The 16,227-nt window shown below is 64.8% G+C and carries 14 protein-coding genes; 6 read left to right on the top strand and 8 right to left on the bottom strand.

The genetic code is table 11. The features are described from left to right. The first annotated feature begins 176 nt into the window (after positions 1–176). From FFS37_RS09180 to FFS37_RS09165, 4 genes are all read left to right on the top strand, one after another. A complete protein-coding gene (locus FFS37_RS09180) occupies positions 177–821 on the top strand; it encodes a hypothetical protein (protein ID WP_137930631.1) in 645 nt (214 codons plus the stop codon). A gap of 26 nt (positions 822–847) precedes the next feature. After that, positions 848–1,390, top strand: coding sequence for a hypoxanthine phosphoribosyltransferase (hpt, locus tag FFS37_RS09175; protein WP_137930630.1), 543 nt, complete (start codon positions 848–850; stop codon positions 1,388–1,390). 119 nt (positions 1,391–1,509) lie between these two features. After that, the gene (locus FFS37_RS09170; protein ID WP_171026223.1) at positions 1,510–1,881 is read left to right on the top strand and encodes a response regulator; all 372 of its coding nucleotides are present in this window, start codon (positions 1,510–1,512) and stop codon (positions 1,879–1,881) included. Positions 1,882–2,055: 174 nt separating this feature from the next. Continuing rightward, positions 2,056–3,564, top strand: a complete 1,509-nt coding sequence (locus FFS37_RS09165; RefSeq protein WP_137930628.1) for a tetratricopeptide repeat protein — start codon at positions 2,056–2,058, stop codon at positions 3,562–3,564. 7 nt (positions 3,565–3,571) lie between these two features. On the opposite strand, the gene FFS37_RS09160 is transcribed toward FFS37_RS09165, so the two are convergent. Next, a complete protein-coding gene (locus tag FFS37_RS09160; RefSeq protein ID WP_137930627.1) occupies positions 3,572–4,522 on the bottom strand; it encodes a DMT family transporter in 951 nt (316 codons plus the stop codon). A gap of 215 nt (positions 4,523–4,737) precedes the next feature. On the opposite strand from FFS37_RS09160, the gene FFS37_RS09155 reads away from it, so the two are divergent. Then, positions 4,738–5,595, top strand: coding sequence for a LysR substrate-binding domain-containing protein (locus tag FFS37_RS09155; protein ID WP_137930626.1), 858 nt, complete (start codon positions 4,738–4,740; stop codon positions 5,593–5,595). Between the two features lie 66 nt (positions 5,596–5,661). On the opposite strand, the gene FFS37_RS09150 is transcribed toward FFS37_RS09155, so the two are convergent. The 6 genes from FFS37_RS09150 to argH form a co-directional block, all read right to left on the bottom strand. Beyond that, entirely contained in the window at positions 5,662–6,048 is a 387-nt protein-coding gene (locus FFS37_RS09150) for a glyoxalase superfamily protein (RefSeq protein WP_137930625.1), read from the bottom strand. A gap of 44 nt (positions 6,049–6,092) precedes the next feature. Further along, entirely contained in the window at positions 6,093–8,684 is a 2,592-nt protein-coding gene (locus FFS37_RS09145) for a TIGR02302 family protein (RefSeq protein WP_137930624.1), read from the bottom strand. A 116-nt stretch (positions 8,685–8,800) separates the two neighbouring features. Next, positions 8,801–9,739, bottom strand: a complete 939-nt coding sequence (locus tag FFS37_RS09140; RefSeq protein WP_137930623.1) for a threonine/serine dehydratase — start codon at positions 9,737–9,739, stop codon at positions 8,801–8,803. 27 nt (positions 9,740–9,766) lie between these two features. Beyond that, positions 9,767–11,035: a diaminopimelate decarboxylase gene (gene lysA / locus FFS37_RS09135; protein ID WP_137930622.1), complete on the bottom strand. Its 1,269-nt coding sequence runs from the start codon at positions 11,033–11,035 to the stop codon at positions 9,767–9,769. 69 nt (positions 11,036–11,104) lie between these two features. Further along, on the bottom strand, positions 11,105–11,311 hold the full coding sequence (locus FFS37_RS09130; RefSeq protein ID WP_137930621.1) for a hypothetical protein: 207 nt from the start codon (positions 11,309–11,311) through the stop codon (positions 11,105–11,107). 139 nt (positions 11,312–11,450) lie between these two features. After that, positions 11,451–12,851, bottom strand: coding sequence for an argininosuccinate lyase (gene argH, locus FFS37_RS09125; RefSeq protein ID WP_137930620.1), 1,401 nt, complete (start codon positions 12,849–12,851; stop codon positions 11,451–11,453). Between the two features lie 37 nt (positions 12,852–12,888). On the opposite strand from argH, the gene tlpA reads away from it, so the two are divergent. Further along, entirely contained in the window at positions 12,889–13,569 is a 681-nt protein-coding gene (gene tlpA, locus FFS37_RS09120) for a thiol:disulfide interchange protein TlpA (protein WP_137930619.1), read from the top strand. A 17-nt stretch (positions 13,570–13,586) separates the two neighbouring features. Here the strand turns inward: tlpA and FFS37_RS09115 are convergent, their stop codons facing one another. Next, positions 13,587–16,037, bottom strand: coding sequence for a sensor domain-containing diguanylate cyclase (locus FFS37_RS09115; RefSeq protein WP_232375608.1), 2,451 nt, complete (start codon positions 16,035–16,037; stop codon positions 13,587–13,589). Positions 16,038–16,227 lie beyond the last annotated feature (190 nt).

Below are 16,227 nucleotides of genomic sequence, written 5' to 3'. Positions count from 1 at the left end.
AAATTCCTGGCGGTGGCGAACCGGCCGTTGGTGAGAAACGACCATCGGCGCGCATGGTTAACCGGCGGTTAATAGCTGGGCTCTTTCGGCGTGTCACACGGGCTCCGGTGTGGAAGCGTTAACCATTTATGTTTACGCAAAAGAAACGAAAAGCGAACAGGTGCAATAGCAGGGCCATGATGGCTGACGAGCGAACCGCGCGCCCGGTTTCCGGCGAAATCATGACCGATCCGCCGGCAATCACCGTGGCGGACCGTATCTTGCGCGGTCCGGCGGCCGATATCATCGATGCCGACTATGTGGTCACGCCGCGGCGTGCCCCGATCGTCGAAGCGGTGCCATCCCCACAGCGCGTCATCGCCACGCCGGCCCTGGAGGGCATGGACATGCTGCGCAAGCCGGAGGCACCGGCGGAGCGCCCGCCCGCCTCGCGCGGCGGCCCGATCTTCTGGGTCGCCGGCGTTGGCGCCGCCCTTGCCGCCTTCTGGGTTTCAGGCGGGCATGCGCTGATGCGTCACGCATCCTTGCCGGCCAGCGCGCCAGCAGCCGCGCTGACCATTTCGGACGTGACCTCACGCGTCGATACTTCTGGTCCCAATCCCGTGCTGTTCGTCGACGGCGAGGCCGCCAATGACGGGGCGAAACCTGCGCCGCTGCCGCCGCTCGAAATCCGGGTTACCGGCAATGACGGCCGCCTGACCCGCTATACGTTGGGGACATCCGGCCGTTCGCTGGCGTCGGGGGAAAGATTCGGCTTTGCCAGCCGGCTCGAGGTGCCTAGAAACGGGGTCAAGGCTGTTTCGGTCACTTTCGCCGAATAGGCGACCACCACCGGGGAAGACAATCAATGCCCATCGTACGCGGCAAGGACATCGAAGTCCTGTTTTCGGCGTCGGCCATCGCACGCCGCAATCTGGAACTCGCCAAGGAGATCGCCGAACACGACTATCACGACCTCCTGGTGATCTCGGTGCTGAAAGGCTCGTTCATCTTCGCGGCCGATCTCATCCGCGCCATGCATGATGTCGGCCTGTCGCCCGAGGTCGAATTCATCTTCATTTCCAGCTACGGCTCCGGCACCACCAGCGGCGAGGTGAGGGTGCTGCGCGACATCGACAATGAGGTCGCCGGCCGCGACGTGCTTCTGATCGACGACATTCTCGAATCGGGCAAGACGCTGACCTTCACCCGCGACCTCATGCTGTCGCGCGGCGCCAGAAGCTGTTCCATCGCCGTGCTGCTCGACAAGCGGATGCGCCGCCAGACCGCGCTCAACGCCGACTATGTCGGCTTCGACTGCCCGGATTACTTCGTCGTCGGCTACGGCATGGACGTGGCCCACGCCTTCCGCGAACTGCCATTCGTGGGTGTCGTCAAAGGCGATGTCTGAGACCCGCGGCGCGACACGCAAGCGTTGAAAAAGACCTTAACGGCCGACAGAAAATTTGCCCTGCCGGGTCGCCCTGGCCTTCAGGAAAAGTCAACTTTTGGCCGCCAAATATGCCTGCCATGGCAAAGCTTCTGATCGTCGAGGACGATGAGTCCGTCCGCACCCTTGCAGCCCGCGCGCTCGAACGCGCCGGCCACGCAATCGATATCGCCGCGGACGGTGCTCAGGGCCTGGCGCTGATCCGCGCCGCGCAGGGCGGCTACGATCTCGTCGTCTCCGACATCCGCATGCCGGAGATGGATGGCATCGAGATGGCGGTCGCGGCGGCCGCCCTTTTCCCGGCGATGAAGATCATGCTGATGACCGGCTACGCCGACCAGCGCGAGCGCGCCGAGGAGCTGGACGGCATCATCCTCGATGTCGTGCAGAAGCCGTTCACGCTCGCCGAAATCCGCGCCCGGGTCGAAAAAGCGATCGCCTGCTTCGCCTAGAACGACCAGGTGACAAAGAACAACCAGGTGACAATCTATCTTCGCATCCCCTAATATGCCGTCGGGGCAGTTGGGGTGGGCGGAATGGCGCGTCAGCGTCGCAAGGTTGAACCGGCAACCGGAGGAAAAATCGCGGCGACCGAAGTTGCGGCATCAGGGGAGCAACCGCGGCGGATGCGTGACCGGTTCTCGCTTGCCGGCTTCGACAGCTGGTCGACCACGGTTCGCAGCATCTTCCTCAACGCGCTGTTCCTGGTCGCGGTGATCATCGTCTTTCCGGTTCTGGTCAGTCAGTTCCGCCGTGACGAAGTGGTTATCGAGCCGATAGCCGTGCCGGAGGCGCTGAGCAAGGAAGGGCTGACCGCCGATGTCGCGGCAAGCCGCGTCTGGGACGGGCTCCAGGACGTGACAGCCAAGGCCAAGACCAGCAAGGCGAGTATCTCCGCCATTCCGCAGTCGCGCCGGGTCGAGTTTTCGTTTCCCGATTCCGGCTTCTCGATCGAATCGCTGATCTTCCATGTGCGCCGTCTGTTCAACGCCTATGAGACACGCATTTCCGGGGAATTCGTCTGCTCAGACGCGGCCTGTGCGCGCTCGGGCCTGCGGTTGCGGCTGAGGGTCGTGCGCGACACGGTCGAGATCATCGACATGCCGGCGATCGGCGACGAACCCGAGCGGCAGTACTTCGCCGACGCGGCCACCAGCATCATGGCCACGCTCGACCCGTTCATCGCCATCGCGGCCGATGCCGAGAAGGAGCCTTTGCGGGCAACCACGCTGGCGCGGCGGCTGATCCGCTCGCACCACAAGGATGCGAAGTGGGCCTATAATCTCGTTGGTCTGATCCGTTACAACGCCAATGACCTGCCGGCGGCAACCGAGGATTTTCGCGCCGCGATCGCGCTCGACGCCGGCTTTGTGCCTGCACGGCTCAATCTGGGGAATGTGCTGCGCGTCGCCGGCGATCTCGACGGGGGACAGGCCGAGTTCAACGAGGTTCACAGCCGCGACGCCGGCAATGCACTTGCCGTCGAAGGGCTGTCCGACATAGCGATGGCGCGCAAGCAGCCGGACGAGGCGATAAAGTACCTGGTGCAGGCGGCCGATCTCGACCCGGAAAACCCGCGTTACTACGCCAAGGCCGGCAAGATCGAACTCGATCGCGGGCGCAAGGAGCAAGGTGTTAGCCTGCTGCGCCGTTCGCTGGAACTCGAACCCGGCTATCTCGTGGCGTTTGCCTATCTGGCGTCGATGTATCTCGGCGACGGCAATTACGACGAGGCGGAGAAGGTTTTCCGCGATGCGGCCGACTATTCGCCTCAGAGCGCCCAGGCACAGGCCGAGGACGCCAATCTGCTCGCATTGCTGCACAAATGGGACCAGGCCGCCGAGCGTTATGATCGCGCCAGGACGCTTGAACCCGGCAATGCCGGCTACTGGCTGGAATATGGGCGTTGCCTGCAGGCGCTGGGAAAGCAGAAGGAAGCGCTCGCGGCACTGGAAACGGCGGTGAAACTCGCGCCTGATAAGGCCGACATCTATAGCGCTCTCGGCGACAGCTATCGCGACACCGACCGCAAGCCCGAAGCCATCGCCGCCTACAAGAAGTTTCTCGAACTGGACAAGTCGAACTCGCCGACGCGGCCGGTCATCCAGCGCTTCATCGAAATCCTGTCCGGCTGACCTTGCCTCATGCCGTGTCGCCTGTCGTGGCGAGCACGGGCGCCACGGCTTTTCTGCGCCCCACATTGAGCGCCAGCAGGCCGGCGCCGATGATCAGGGCCGCACCGATCACGGTCGTCGGGCGCGGCACTTCGGCGAAGAACAGGAGCCCCCACAGCGGCGACCAGAGTATGCCCGTGTATTCGAAGGTGGCGACGCGGTTGGCAGGCGCCAACCGGTAGCCCTGCGACAAAAGGATCATGCCGGCGGAGGCCACGAAACCGCAGGCTGCCATTTTCAGGAAATCCGGCAGCGTCGGCCATATCCACGGCCGGACGAGAAATTCCAGGCTCGGATGGACGGCGTGGGTTATGCCGGCCAGATGGAAGGTGCCGGCAACCACGAGCGCGCCGACGAGATAGGCGCCGTTCTGGTAGAAAGCCATCACGGTGGAGGATTCAGTGTCGCCGATCTTGCGCGCCATCAGCTGCGAGAAGCCATAAAGCACGGCCGAGCCCAGCGACAAAAGGGCCGCCCATTCGAACAGGCCGGCGCCGGGGCGCACCATCACCAGCACGCCAAGCAGGCCGAGCAGCACCGTTGCCAGCGTCTGCCAGGAGACGCGTTCGCCCAGATACGGGCCGGCCAGCGCCATGATGCAGAGCGGCGCCATGAAATAGAGCGCCACCGCGTCTGCCAGCGGCAGGGCGGCGATGGCCAGGTAGTAGACGGTGTAGGAGGTAAACTGGATGAAGGCGCGCGTCGTCAGCATGCCGAAGCGCTTCGACAGGATCGCCCGCAGCCCGACATCGGCATGAACAAGGACGATGAGGATCGGCAGAGCGACGATCGCGCGGATGGCCATGACCTCGGTCACGGGATAGCCGCCCGACACGGCCTTGACGAGCGGATCCTGAAGCGAAAACACCAGCACGCCCAGGCACAGGCTCAATATGCCGCGCACGATCTGGTTCTGCATCTGCGTCAGGGCTCCTGCACGAATCGGAAGCGTTCACAGGGTAAAAAGAACCCGCCACCGTTTCGGGCAGCGGGTATGAGTGAGGACTCTTGATTGGTCCGCGGCCGATTCGGCAGCCGCATATCCAATGGGTGAGATGACTATCATCCGGCGTTTGACATGTTGCAAACGAATTGGAATGATATCAGTAATCAAAATTTCTTATGGCGGATTTCATGCGCCCGACCCTCGACAGCGATCTTCTGCGCACCTTCGTCGCCATTGCCGAGGCCGGCAATTTCACCAGGGCGGCGGAACTGGCCGGCCGCACCCAGTCGGCCGTATCGATGCAGATGAAGAAGCTCGAAAGCCTGGTGGGCGACAGCCTGTTCGAACGCGGCTCGCGCGGTGTCGCGCTGACGCGGCGGGGCGGCGAGCTGATCGTCAACGCCCGCCGCATCGTCTCGCTGCTCGATGAGACGGCGGCGTCGATGGTGGCGGCGCCGCTCGGCGGACCGGTGCGCATCGGCATTCCGGAGGAATACGGCCACGCCATCCTGTCGCGCGCGCTGGGCGCGTTCTCCAAGCGCCACACCAAGGTCGAGGTCACCGTCCGCTACGCGCATTCGGAGGCGCAGATCGCCGCGCTCGCCGCCGGCGAACTCGATCTTTGCGTCGTGTTCGAGTGGCAGGACCCTTCCGGCGGCGAAGTGCTGATGCACGACCCGACAGTCTGGGTGACGTCGGCACAGCACAACACGCACGAGGAGCGCCCCGTGCCCATCGCGCTCTACAACCGTGTCAGCTGGTGCAAGGACTTCGCCATCAAGTCGCTGGAGCAACGCGGGCTTGCCTATCGTGTCGCCTATTCCAGCGACACGACCGGCGGCCTGAAACTCGCCGTCACATCCGGCCTGGCGATCGCGCCGATCTCGCGCAGCAACATTCCAGCGGACTGCCGCGAACTGACCGCCGCCGACGGCTTCGGCGACATCGACGCCTCCAATGTGGTCATGCACCGCAACCCGAATGCGTCAGGCGAGGCGATCGACGGCATGCAGGAGGCGATCCGCGAGGCGTTCATCAACCGGTAGGGTCAGAGTTTCGTTCCGACGCAGTTCCCAAGGGAAAGCGCTACGCGCTTTTCCCGGGAAAACCGTTCAGACTTTTCCTGGAATTGCTTTCACATCCTCATAAAAGGTCAGGCGGTTGCCGAACGGATCGTTGACTGTGACCTCTTTCGTCTTCCAGGGCGTCTCTTCCAGGCCCGGCCTGGCAAAGCGGTACTTTCTTTCGATCAACTCGTGATGAAGCCCGGCAATGTCCGCCGTCTCGATCCGGACGTGAGCGCCCGGCGCACCGTCGCCATGATGTTCGCTCAGATGCAGGACACAGCCGTCGCGATAGACGCCTGTGTAAAGCGGTGTGCCGTCCTCGAAGCGGTGTTCGAACTGAACCTTGAAACCGAGAAAGCCGAGGTAGAATTCATGCGCCTTGGCAACATCGAAGATGCGCAGGATGGGCGTGACAGTACCAATCTTCGGCATGGTCTTGTTACCGTTGGAGAGCGCTTCGCGCGAGGGAAGCGATCCTATTTCAGCTCCAGCAGCCGCTCCAGATAGCTGCGCTCTATATCCGGGCTGAGCGCGTTGCCGAGCCGCTTGCGGATCGCTTCCAGGATCTGGCGGGCGCGCTGCACGTCGATCTCGTCGGGCACCTTCACCGAATCGCCGAAGTCGGGGCCCTGGCTGGCGCGTGGGCGGCCGAGCGGATCGCGGTCGGCATTCTGCTGGCGGCCGCCTTCCTGGCTGCCACCCTGGTCGCCCTGCATGGCCTGCATCTGCTTCATCATGTCCTTGGCGCCCTTGCGCAGTGCCTCCAGCGCCCGACCCTGGTGGCCGACGGCCTCGTCGCCCTGGCCTTCGCCGAGCGCCTGCTCGGCGCTGCCCATGGACTTGCCGGCCTCGCCGAAGCCTTCATTGGGCTCCATGCCCATGCCTTCGAGGCTCTTCTTCAGCTGTTCGAGATCGCTTTTCAGCTGGCCCTGGCCTTCCTGCAGCTGTTTCAGCGCATCGGCGAATTCCTGCGGCGTCATCGGCTTCTGGCCGGCCTGCGGGTCGCCCTGGCCGCCACCTTGCTGGTCCTGCTCCTGACCGCCTTGGCCGAGCTGTTCGTCGCGGTTCTGCCCACGCTGCTGCTCGCCGCGCCGCATCTGGTCCATGCGGAAAGTGTCGTTCATCATCTCCTGCTGGCGCCGCAGGATCTCGCCGAGCTTGTCCATCTGCTGGCGCATCTGGCTATCCTGCTCGCCGCCCTGCTGCTGACGCCCGGCCTGGAGGTTGTTCATCATGTCCTGCAGCTGCGACAGCAATTGCTGCGCCTTGTCGCGGTCGCCCGATTTGGCCAGGTTCTCGATCTGGTCCATCATGCGGTCGATGTCGCTCTGGCGCAGCTCCTGGCCGTTCTGCTGCATCTGCGGCGCGTTCGGGTTCTGCTTGGCGCGTTCGGCGAATTCCTGCAGGAACTGGTTCATCGCCTCGCGCAGTTCCTTCATCGCCTTTTCGATTTCCTGGTCGCTGGCGCCGTTCTTGATGGCGTCCTGCAGCGCCTGCTGTGCCTGGCGCAGCCGCCTTTCGGCGGCGGAGAGGTTGCCCTCCTCGATGCCGAGCGCGATTTCCCAGAGATAGGCCACCTCGCTGCGCAGCTGATCGTCGTCGTGCGCCAGCTTCAGCCGGCTCTGCGCGCTCACGATGGCGAGGTAGTGGGACATGTTGTCGAACGTGTCTTCGGGCCGCAGCGTGATGGCGTCCATCAGGTCGAGCACGCGCGGCTTGGCATTGGCGTCGAGCGCCAGAAGGCGGCGCTGCTCGATCACCGCGCGGGCCAGCGGGTTGGCAAACGGCCGCTCGGGCATGACAAGCGTCTTGGTCTCGCTCGAGGCCGTGTGTCCCGCATCGTCGGTGGCGACCAGCGTCAGCTTGATGCTGCTGCCGGCCCAGACATGCTCGGTCAGATCCTTCGTGGTCTTGGCGGCATTCGACTTGCCTCCACGGCGCGGCAGCGTCAGCGGCATGTCGGGCGGGCCGTAGAGTGGATGTGCGCCCGGCGCCTGCGGATCGGCCAATGCGAAAACGGCCTTGGCGCTGGCGGCGCCATAGTCATCCTCGATCTGATAGTTGAGCTCAAAGGCGCCGTTGGCGGCGCGCTTGGGCTCGCCGACGAAGCGGATCTGCGGCGGCTTGTCCGGAATGACCGCGAATGCCCAGCGGCCAAGGTTCTCTTCTCCCGATTTCAGCGTCAGCGTACCGTCGCCGGTCAGCTTGCTGGTGAACTGCCGCACTCTCGACGGTGTGGCGGGCGCGGCAGCGGGCTTGGCTGTCGCGGCGGCCTGTGGCGCGGCGGGGTCGATGGCACGCTCGTTGCCATCCTTGTCCGCATAGGCGAGCGTTTCCTCGCCCGAGCCCCCGGTCACCCGCAACGAGACATCGCTGCCTTCGGGAACATGAAAGGTCGGCGTCGCCTGGTTGGCGTCGGCGGTGAGGAAGACCGGCGGTTTGCCGGTATAGGCGGGCGGGGTCACCCATGCATCGATGCGCGGCGGCACGACGTCATGCGCGCTGCGGGCGCTGAAGCCGTCTTCTATCCTGCCGCCCGCCGGCCCGAAGGAGAAGGCGAAGGCGGTGACGAGCATGAGGGGAGCGATCGCGCGGAGCCCCCAGGGATCGCGCTCCGGCACGTGCGTGCGCGGCAGGTCGGCGCCGAGGCTGTCGAGCCTTGCCGCCATGCGCTTCTGATGCTCGCGCCACAGCGCTTGCGAGAAGCTGCTTTCGCGGCCGCTTGGCTGGTCGGCCTGCACCAGAACGGGGCTGTGCAGCAGGTTGTTGGCGGCCTCGATGCGGCGATCGACCTCGGCCACGGCGGGCATGCGGAAGAAACGCAGCGGATAGAGCGCCGCCAGCCCGGCCAGACCGAATGCGGAGACAAGGCCGATGCGCACGACATCCGGCAGCCGGGAGAAGATGCCGAACCAGGAGGCGCTCAAAAACAGGCAGGCGACCACGATGAGCGGCAGCAACAGCGGCCAGCCGCGCTCGGCGATCATCGAGACCCGTGTCGCCAGGCGGCTCAAAGCCAGGCGTCCGGCAAGGCCGCGATCGTTACTGAAGATGGGTCGTTGCGTCATCGGCCCTTCCTGGGATCGGGCTCAACGGCCTGATCCTCACGACTCGAAGTTTACCAGCAAACACGGCAAAGGCGAGGCAGTTGGTAAAAACGTGACGGCAGCCGAAATGGTTGCGCTCAGAAAGTGGCGGGGTTGGCGTTGGCGCCACACACCAATACCGCGAGCCGCTCACCCGGTGCGGGCGTATAGCGACCCGACAGGACAGCCGCGAAGGCGGCCGCACCGCCCGGCTCGGACAGGATCCGAACACGGTTCCACAGCGCCTTCTGCGCGGCGACGATGTCGTCGTCGCTGACCAGGATGGAGCGTTCGACGAAAGCTTCGGCGATGGGGAACATCATTTCGCCGACACGCTTGGGAGCCAGCGAATCGGCCGCGACGCCTTCCGCCGGCGCGTCTACCGGATGGCCGGCCTCGAACGCGCGATGCAGCGTCGGCGCACCCTCGGGCTCGATGGCGACGATGCGAATGCGGCCCGCATACCAGGCGGCGATGCCGCCGATCAGGCCGCCGCCGCCGACAGCGACCAGCAGCGTGTCGATCTCGGGCAGGTCGCTTTCGATCTCGAGCCCGAGCGTGCCTTGGCCGACCAGCGTCTCCTCCTGGTTGAAGGCGTGGATCTGCAAGGCGCCGGTCTTTTGCGCGAAGGCTTCGCTGGCAGCCAGCGCCTCGGCATAGCGGGCACCGCCGACAACCAGATCGGCGCCGTAGCCGCGAATGCGGTCCAGCTTGGCCTGCGGGCTCACTTCGGGAACGAAGATGGTCGCCTTGTGGCCAAGCCGCATGGCGGCATAGGCGACGGCGGCGCCATGATTGCCGCCCGACGCGGCGACGACGCCGGCCTGGGGAACCGGCCTTTCCAGCAGGTTGGTGAAGGCGCCGCGCGCCTTGAACGAGCCCGAATGCTGCAGGCATTCGAGCTTGAGGTCGACCGCTAGCGGCGGCCGGTCGAAATCGGCCATATCGACGCGCAGCACCGGCGTATGCCTGATGTAGGGGCGGATGCGCGGTTCCATCGCGGCAATGCGCTCGCGGGTGACGGTGATTTCTGGCACGGTTTGCTCCCTGAGAAGTCCTTGCGGCTATTTCAGCCAGTCCGGAACCGAATCCAGCCCGAGCAGGTCGTCATAGGTCAAGCGCGGGCGTACGACATGGAACCGGTCGCCGTCGACGAGCACCTCTGGCACCAGCAAGCGAGTGTTGTAGGTGCCGGCCTGCACCGCGCCGTAGGCGCCGGCGGTGGAGACGGCGACGAGATCGCCGGCCTTCAGTCTTGGCAGATCGCGGTCGAGGCCGAGATAATCGCCGGTCTCACAGACCTGGCCGACGACGTCTACCATCATGCGCGGCGTGTCGGCAGGCGGTTGCACGACCGGCCTGATGTCGTGGAAGGCGTCATAGAGCGTCGGCCGGATCAGATCGTTCATGGCGGCGTCGACGACGAGGAAGTTCTTGGCGTCGCCTTCCTTCACGAAAATCACTTCGGAGACCAGAATGCCGGCGTTGCCGACGATCAGCCGGCCCGGCTCGAACATCACCTTCAGCCCAAGCTTGGTGACGTGCTTCCTGACAATCTGGGCATAGGCATCTGGGAGAGGCGGCGGGTTGTTGTCGACGCGATAGGGAATGCCGAGGCCGCCGCCGAGGTCGACATGGTCGATCGCGTGGCCGTCGGCGCGCAGCGCGCCGACCAGCTCCACCAGAAGGGCAAAGGCGTCGTCGAAGGGCTGAAGTTCGGTGATCTGGCTACCGATATGGGTATCGATGCCGGTTACCTTGATGCCGGGAAGCTCGGCCGCGCGGGCATAGACCTGCCGCGCCCGCTGCCACGGTATGCCGAACTTGTTCTCGGCCTTCCCAGTGGAGATCTTCCTGTGGGTCTTGGCATCGACATCCGGGTTGATGCGCAGCGAAACCGGCGCCACCTTGCGGAGCGCCGTGGCGCGGGCGGAAAGTAGCTCGAGCTCCGGCTCGGATTCGACATTGAAGCAGAGGATGCCGGCTTGAAGCGCGAAGTCCATTTCACGCGCCGTCTTGCCGACGCCCGAGAACAGGATCTTGCCGGCCGGAATGCCCGCGGCCAGCGCGCGGCGCAATTCGCCTTCCGAGACCACGTCGGCGCCGGCGCCCAGCCTGGCCAGGGTCCGCAGCACCGCCTGGTTGGAATTGGCCTTCATGGCATAACAGACCAAGGCGTCCAGCCCGGCGAAGGCCTGGGCGAAAACGCGATAGTGCCTGGTCAGCGTCGCCGTCGAATAGCAGTAGAAGGGCGTGCCGACCTGGGCGGCGATATCAGGGATCGCCACGTCCTCGGCATGCAGCACGCCGTCGCGGTAGTCGAAATGGTTCACGGTAGTGGTTCCGGAAAGTTGGAGCGCAATGAGATCGGGTTCGGAAAGACGAACCCGGTCTCCTGGCCTCTAGATCAGAGGGTCGAGGATGAACTTCTTGTCCTGGACCGGTTTTTCCGGCTCCGGCGGCACAGGCTGGTGGGCCTTTTCAGCATCCTTGCGGGCCTGGACCGCCGCCTCGTAAGGCGTGTCGAGACCGGCTTTGCGGCCGCAGGCGGTCACGGCGGCCATTGCCGCCAGCAGCGTCAGCGTCACCAAAATCCTGCTTCCGGTCATCGATCCATCCGTCCGAAACATTTGCCAGCCGCCGCTTTTAGCCGAGTTCTCGGTGTATTGCACCCCGGATATTGCCACTGGCAACATCTGGGATGTTGCTGCCGCAATGCGCGGGCTGTTGCGGTCGCAACGGCCGATATCAGGCCTTTGCGATGCGCTTTTTCCAATAGCGGATCTGCTTTCTTACCTCCGACGGCGCGGTGCCGCCGAAACTGGTCCGGCTCTTGACCGAGTTCTGCACCGCCAGAACCGAGAATATGTCGGCCGTGATGCCCGGATTGATCGACCGCAGATCCTCCAGGGAAAGCTTCTCCAGGCTCACCTTCTTCTCTTCGGCCAGCGCCACCGCGCGACCGGTGACGTGATGGGCCTCGCGGAATGGCAGGCCCAAAGTGCGCACCAGCCAGTCGGCGAGGTCGGTTGCCGTGGCGTGGCCGGACCCGGCGGCCTTCTTCATGGCCGCCGGGTTGACGGTCATGTCGGAAACCATGCCCGTCGTCGCGGCCAGCATCAGGTCCAGCGTCTCGGCGGCGTCGAACACCGATTCCTTGTCTTCCTGCATGTCCTTGCCATAGGTCAAAGGCATGCCCTTCATCACCGTCAGCAGGCCGACAAGATGGCCGTTGACGCGGCCGGTCTTGCCGCGCACCAGTTCGGCGGCGTCGGGGTTCTTCTTCTGCGGCATGATGGAGGAGCCGGTGGAGAATGAGTCCGACAGCCTGATGAAGCCGAACTGCGGCGTCGACCAGATGATGATCTCCTCGGCGAGCCGCGACAGATGCGTGGCGCAGATCGCCGCCATGCCGAGAAACTCGAGCGCGAAATCACGGTCCGAAACGCTGTCGAGCGAATTGCGCATCGGCTCGCGGAAGCCGAGCGCTTTTGCCGTCTGGTGGCGGTCGATCGGGAAACTGGTGCCGGCGAGCGCGGCCGCGCCCAGTGGGCTCTCGTCCATGCGTTCGATGGCGTCGCGCACGCGCGACAGGTCGCGCGAAAACATCTCGACATAGGCCATGCAATGATGGCCGAAGGTCACGGGCTGCGCCGCCTGCATGTGGGTGAAGCCCGGCATTACGGTCGCCGCGTGTTCCTCGGCCCGTTCGAGCAATGCCTTGATCAGTCCTTTCAGCGCCTCCGCGACGCGGAAGCATTCGTCCTTGACCCAGAGCCTGAGGTCGACCGCAACCTGGTCGTTGCGCGAGCGGGCGGTGTGCAGGCGGCCGGCGGCCGGGCCGATCAGATCGGCGAGGCGGGCCTCTACATTCATATGGATGTCTTCCAGCTTCGTCGAAAACTCGAAGCTGCCGGCCTCGATCTCCTTCAGGATCGTGTTCAGCCCGTCGGCGATTTTTTCTTGATCGGCCGCCGAAATAATGCCCGTTTGCGCCAGCATCTGGCTATGGGCGATCGAGCCTCTGATGTCCTGTGCGTAGAGCTTGCGGTCGAACGAGATCGACGCGTTGATGGCTTCCATGATCGCGGCCGGACCCGAGGCAAATCGTCCGCCCCACATCTGGTTGCTGGTCTTCTTGTCGCTCATCGCTATAAAACCCGTACTTCGGAGCAGTTGTGAGAACATGGCAGACGGAAACAGATTTTTCCCGGCCCCGCGCCTGATCCTCGCCGCCCTGGTGGCGGGAGCGCTGGCCGGCGCGGTGGCGGTATATGTCAGCGAGAGCCGGTCTGGCAACAATGCCGCGCCGCAAGCGACGGCCGGCGACAGCAAGGACGATGTCGCCTGCGCCGCCAAGAGCGACCGCGCCAAGAAGGTCGCGGCCTCCGCCACCGGCGAGGTCGCCGCACTTTTGCCGGCCGATCCGCCGCAATCGATGAGGAGCCTGGCCTTCAAGGGCCCTGACGGCAAGCCGATGACCATCGCCGACCATGCCGGCAAGACGGTGCTGCTGAACCTCTGGGCGACGTGGTGCGCGCCGTGCCGTGCCGAAATGCCGGCGCTCGACGCGCTGCAGAAGGAAAAGGGCAGCGGTGCCTTCGAGGTCGTCGCAGTCAATGTCGACGCCGGCGATGATGTGAAGCCGAAGAAGTTCCTCGCCGATACCGGGGTGCACACACTTGGCTACTACCGGGATTCGACGATGGCGCTGTTCAACGACCTGAAGGCGCGCGGCCTGGCGCTGGGCCTGCCGGTCACCATGCTGATCGACGGCGAAGGCTGCCTGATCGCTCATATGAACGGTCCGGCGGAATGGGCCGGCCCCGACGCCAAACGGCTGGTCGAGACAGCCCTTGGCTCATGACCGGCCTCGCGACGGCTTCAGGCCGAGCGCACGCGCTGCCTTGATATAGCAGGCCGCCGCTCGCGGGGAGCGGGCGCGTCGGGCGTGCGCTTGCCGTGGCCGGTCAGATCGTCGAACGCCTCGATCGGGGCCGGTTTGCCGAGATAATAGCCCTGGCCGATCTCGCAGGCCTCGGCATCCAGGAACTTCAATTCGCCAAGCGTCTCGACGCCCTCGGCCAGCACCGGCAGGCCGAGACCGCGCCCCAGCCCCAGCACGGCGCGCACGATCGCCGCGACCTGGCCGTTCGTGTCGACCGCCTTGATGAAGGAGGCGTCGATCTTGATCTTGTCGAAGGGAAAGGCGCGCAGGTTCGACAGGGAGGAGTAGCCGGTCCCGAAGTCGTCCATCGCCACGTGCACACCCAGCGCCTTGACCTGCCGCAGGGTTGCCAGCGCGCGCGGCATGTCCTTCACCAGCGCGGTTTCGGTGATCTCGAGCTCCAGCCTGGCTGGAGCCAGTCCCGACTTAAGCAGGGTTTCATGGACCTTGCGGCTGAAATTGGGGTTGTGAAGCTGCACCGCGGAGACGTTGACGGCGATCGTCAGCGGGTTCTCCCAGCGGGCGGCTTCCTCGCAGGCCGCCTCGAGCACCCAGTCGCCTATCTGGCCGATGGCGCCGCTGTCCTCGGCAACCGGAATGAAAAGGGCCGGGGAAACGTCGCCGCGCTCGGGGTGGCGCCAGCGGATCAGCGCCTCGAAGCCGACCATCCTGCCGCTGCTGATTTCCTTCTGCGGCTGGTAGACGAGGTAGAATTCACCGCGCACCACGGCCTGGCGCAGTTCATGCTCCATCACGCGCTTGTCGCGGGCCTCGGCGCCCATCGAGGCCTCGAAATAGCGGTATGTGTCCCGGCCTTCCGTCTTGGCGCGGTAGAGTGCGGTATCGGCATGGCTGATGAGGCTGGTCTGGTCCTCGGCATCCAGCGGATAGATCGCGATGCCGATGCTGGCCGAGACCAGGCCGCCGCCGACGGCGGCGCGGTTTTCCTCGCGCATGGCGGCAAGCACTGACGCCGCGATACGGCCGGCCGCCTGCGGGTCGGGCAGGTTCGGGACGATGATGGCGAATTCGTCGCCGCCCAGGCGCGCGAGCAGCTGCCCGTGGCGCAGGACACCGCCGGCACAGCTTGCGACCTTTTGCAACATCGCGTCGCCAGCGCCGTGGCCGTAGAGGTCGTTCACCTCCTTGAAACGGTCGAGGTCGAGCAGCAGAAGCGCGAGATGCCTGCCTCTGACGCCCGGCTCGGCGCTCGCCACGCGCTTCATCGATGCAATCTCCGCGTCGAGACGGCTGGAGAAGGAGCGGCGATTGGCAAGCCCCGTCAGCGGATCGAAATGGGCAAGCCGCAGGATCTCCTCCTCGGCCTTTTTGCGTTCGCGTATGTCGCGCACGGCGATGACGTTGTGTGGCCTGCCGCAATAGTCGATGCCGCGGGCGATCAGCTCGACGGGAATCCTCGTCCCGTCGCGGCTCCTCAATTCGGCCTCTCGTGGCTGACCCTCGATACCAGCCACATCGGATGCGACGCGTTCATCGAAGAGATCGTCCAGGTCTTTGCCGTTCAGGGCTGCCGCGGCTGTGCCGGTCAGCTTGCCCATGCTGTCATTGGCACTGACGATACGGCTGCCGTCGCAGACGATCAGCCCCTCGACGGCGGCATTGGCCAGGCCATGCATGCGCTCGACCTCGAGCCTTTGGCGGCGAAAGCGCAGATCGATCCACAACGCCGATGCCGCCAGCACCAGGATCACCAGCGTGGCGGCCGCGGCGGCGAAAGCCTGCGAGGTCGGCGCGATCGTGTACTCGGATATGGCGATCGATGAATCGGGAAAGATGGCGACCGCACCCATGCCGATGAAATGCAAGGTGCAGATCGCCAGCGTCAGCAGCACCGCGCTGGCGCATGCCGCCGGGAATGAGGGGCGGCGCAGGACGACGCGCAGAGCCAGCGCCGCCAGTGTGACGCCGGCCAGCAGCGAAACGCCGACAAGCATCAGGTTCCATTCGATCCGGCCTTGCACCTCGAATGCCGCCATGCCGATGTAGTGCATGGCGGCGATGCCGCCGCCCAGCACCGCGCCGCCGACGAGATGATAGTCGAGTTCGTTGCGCAAGGTGGCGATCCACATGCCGGCCGCCGTCAGCATGACCGAGGCCGCGAGCGAAAGCGCTGAAAGTTCCGGATCGTAGGCGCTGGGTATGCCGGGCGTGAAGGCAAGCATGGCGATGAAGTGCGTTGCCCAGATGCCAAAGCCGGTCGAAGTGGCTGCGATCATCAGCCAGGCGAGCCGGTTGCGGTCAGTCGAACGGCCAATGTGCTGAAGCAGGTTGGCGGCCGAGAAGCAGGAAATTCCGCAAATCAATGCGGCGAGCGCGACCAGCCTCAGATCGTGCTGGTTCACGATACAGTTGTAGACCGTCAACATCTTGTTTTCCCCGATCCGCCGGAAATAAAAAACGAAATATGACTGAGTAATGCTTGGTCATTGAAGGATCGATGAAGTCTTCTGCAACCGTAGCGTGCTTTCCAGGCGCAGGGGCGCTGACGGACGGCGGGATCATCGGGTGGAGGCGAGCCGCGTCTTCCGGCGATGTCCGCCACTCACGCAAACCGCC

The sequence above is a fragment of the Mesorhizobium comanense genome (assembly GCF_005503535.1).
Classification (GTDB): domain Bacteria; phylum Pseudomonadota; class Alphaproteobacteria; order Rhizobiales; family Rhizobiaceae; genus Mesorhizobium; species Mesorhizobium comanense.
Note: the sequence above shows the minus strand (reverse complement) of the source record. Positions and strands in the feature narration are given on the sequence as shown.

Excerpts from the sequence above, each read along its gene's own strand:
- FFS37_RS09180 (WP_137930631.1), top strand. The coding sequence starts at position 177 with ATGATGGCTGACGAGCGAACCGCGCGCCCGGTTTCCGGCGAAATCATG.
- hpt (WP_137930630.1), top strand. The coding sequence starts at position 848 with ATGCCCATCGTACGCGGCAAGGACATCGAAGTCCTGTTTTCGGCGTCG.
- FFS37_RS09170 (WP_171026223.1), top strand. The coding sequence starts at position 1,510 with ATGGCAAAGCTTCTGATCGTCGAGGACGATGAGTCCGTCCGCACCCTT.
- FFS37_RS09165 (WP_137930628.1), top strand. The coding sequence starts at position 2,056 with ATGCGTGACCGGTTCTCGCTTGCCGGCTTCGACAGCTGGTCGACCACG.
- FFS37_RS09160 (WP_137930627.1), bottom strand. The coding sequence starts at position 4,522 with ATGCAGAACCAGATCGTGCGCGGCATATTGAGCCTGTGCCTGGGCGTG.
- FFS37_RS09155 (WP_137930626.1), top strand. The coding sequence starts at position 4,738 with ATGCGCCCGACCCTCGACAGCGATCTTCTGCGCACCTTCGTCGCCATT.
- FFS37_RS09150 (WP_137930625.1), bottom strand. The coding sequence starts at position 6,048 with ATGCCGAAGATTGGTACTGTCACGCCCATCCTGCGCATCTTCGATGTT.
- FFS37_RS09145 (WP_137930624.1), bottom strand. The coding sequence starts at position 8,684 with ATGACGCAACGACCCATCTTCAGTAACGATCGCGGCCTTGCCGGACGC.
- FFS37_RS09130 (WP_137930621.1), bottom strand. The coding sequence starts at position 11,311 with ATGACCGGAAGCAGGATTTTGGTGACGCTGACGCTGCTGGCGGCAATG.
- argH (WP_137930620.1), bottom strand. The coding sequence starts at position 12,851 with ATGAGCGACAAGAAGACCAGCAACCAGATGTGGGGCGGACGATTTGCC.
- tlpA (WP_137930619.1), top strand. The coding sequence starts at position 12,889 with ATGGCAGACGGAAACAGATTTTTCCCGGCCCCGCGCCTGATCCTCGCC.
- FFS37_RS09115 (WP_232375608.1), bottom strand. The coding sequence starts at position 16,037 with ATGTTGACGGTCTACAACTGTATCGTGAACCAGCACGATCTGAGGCTG.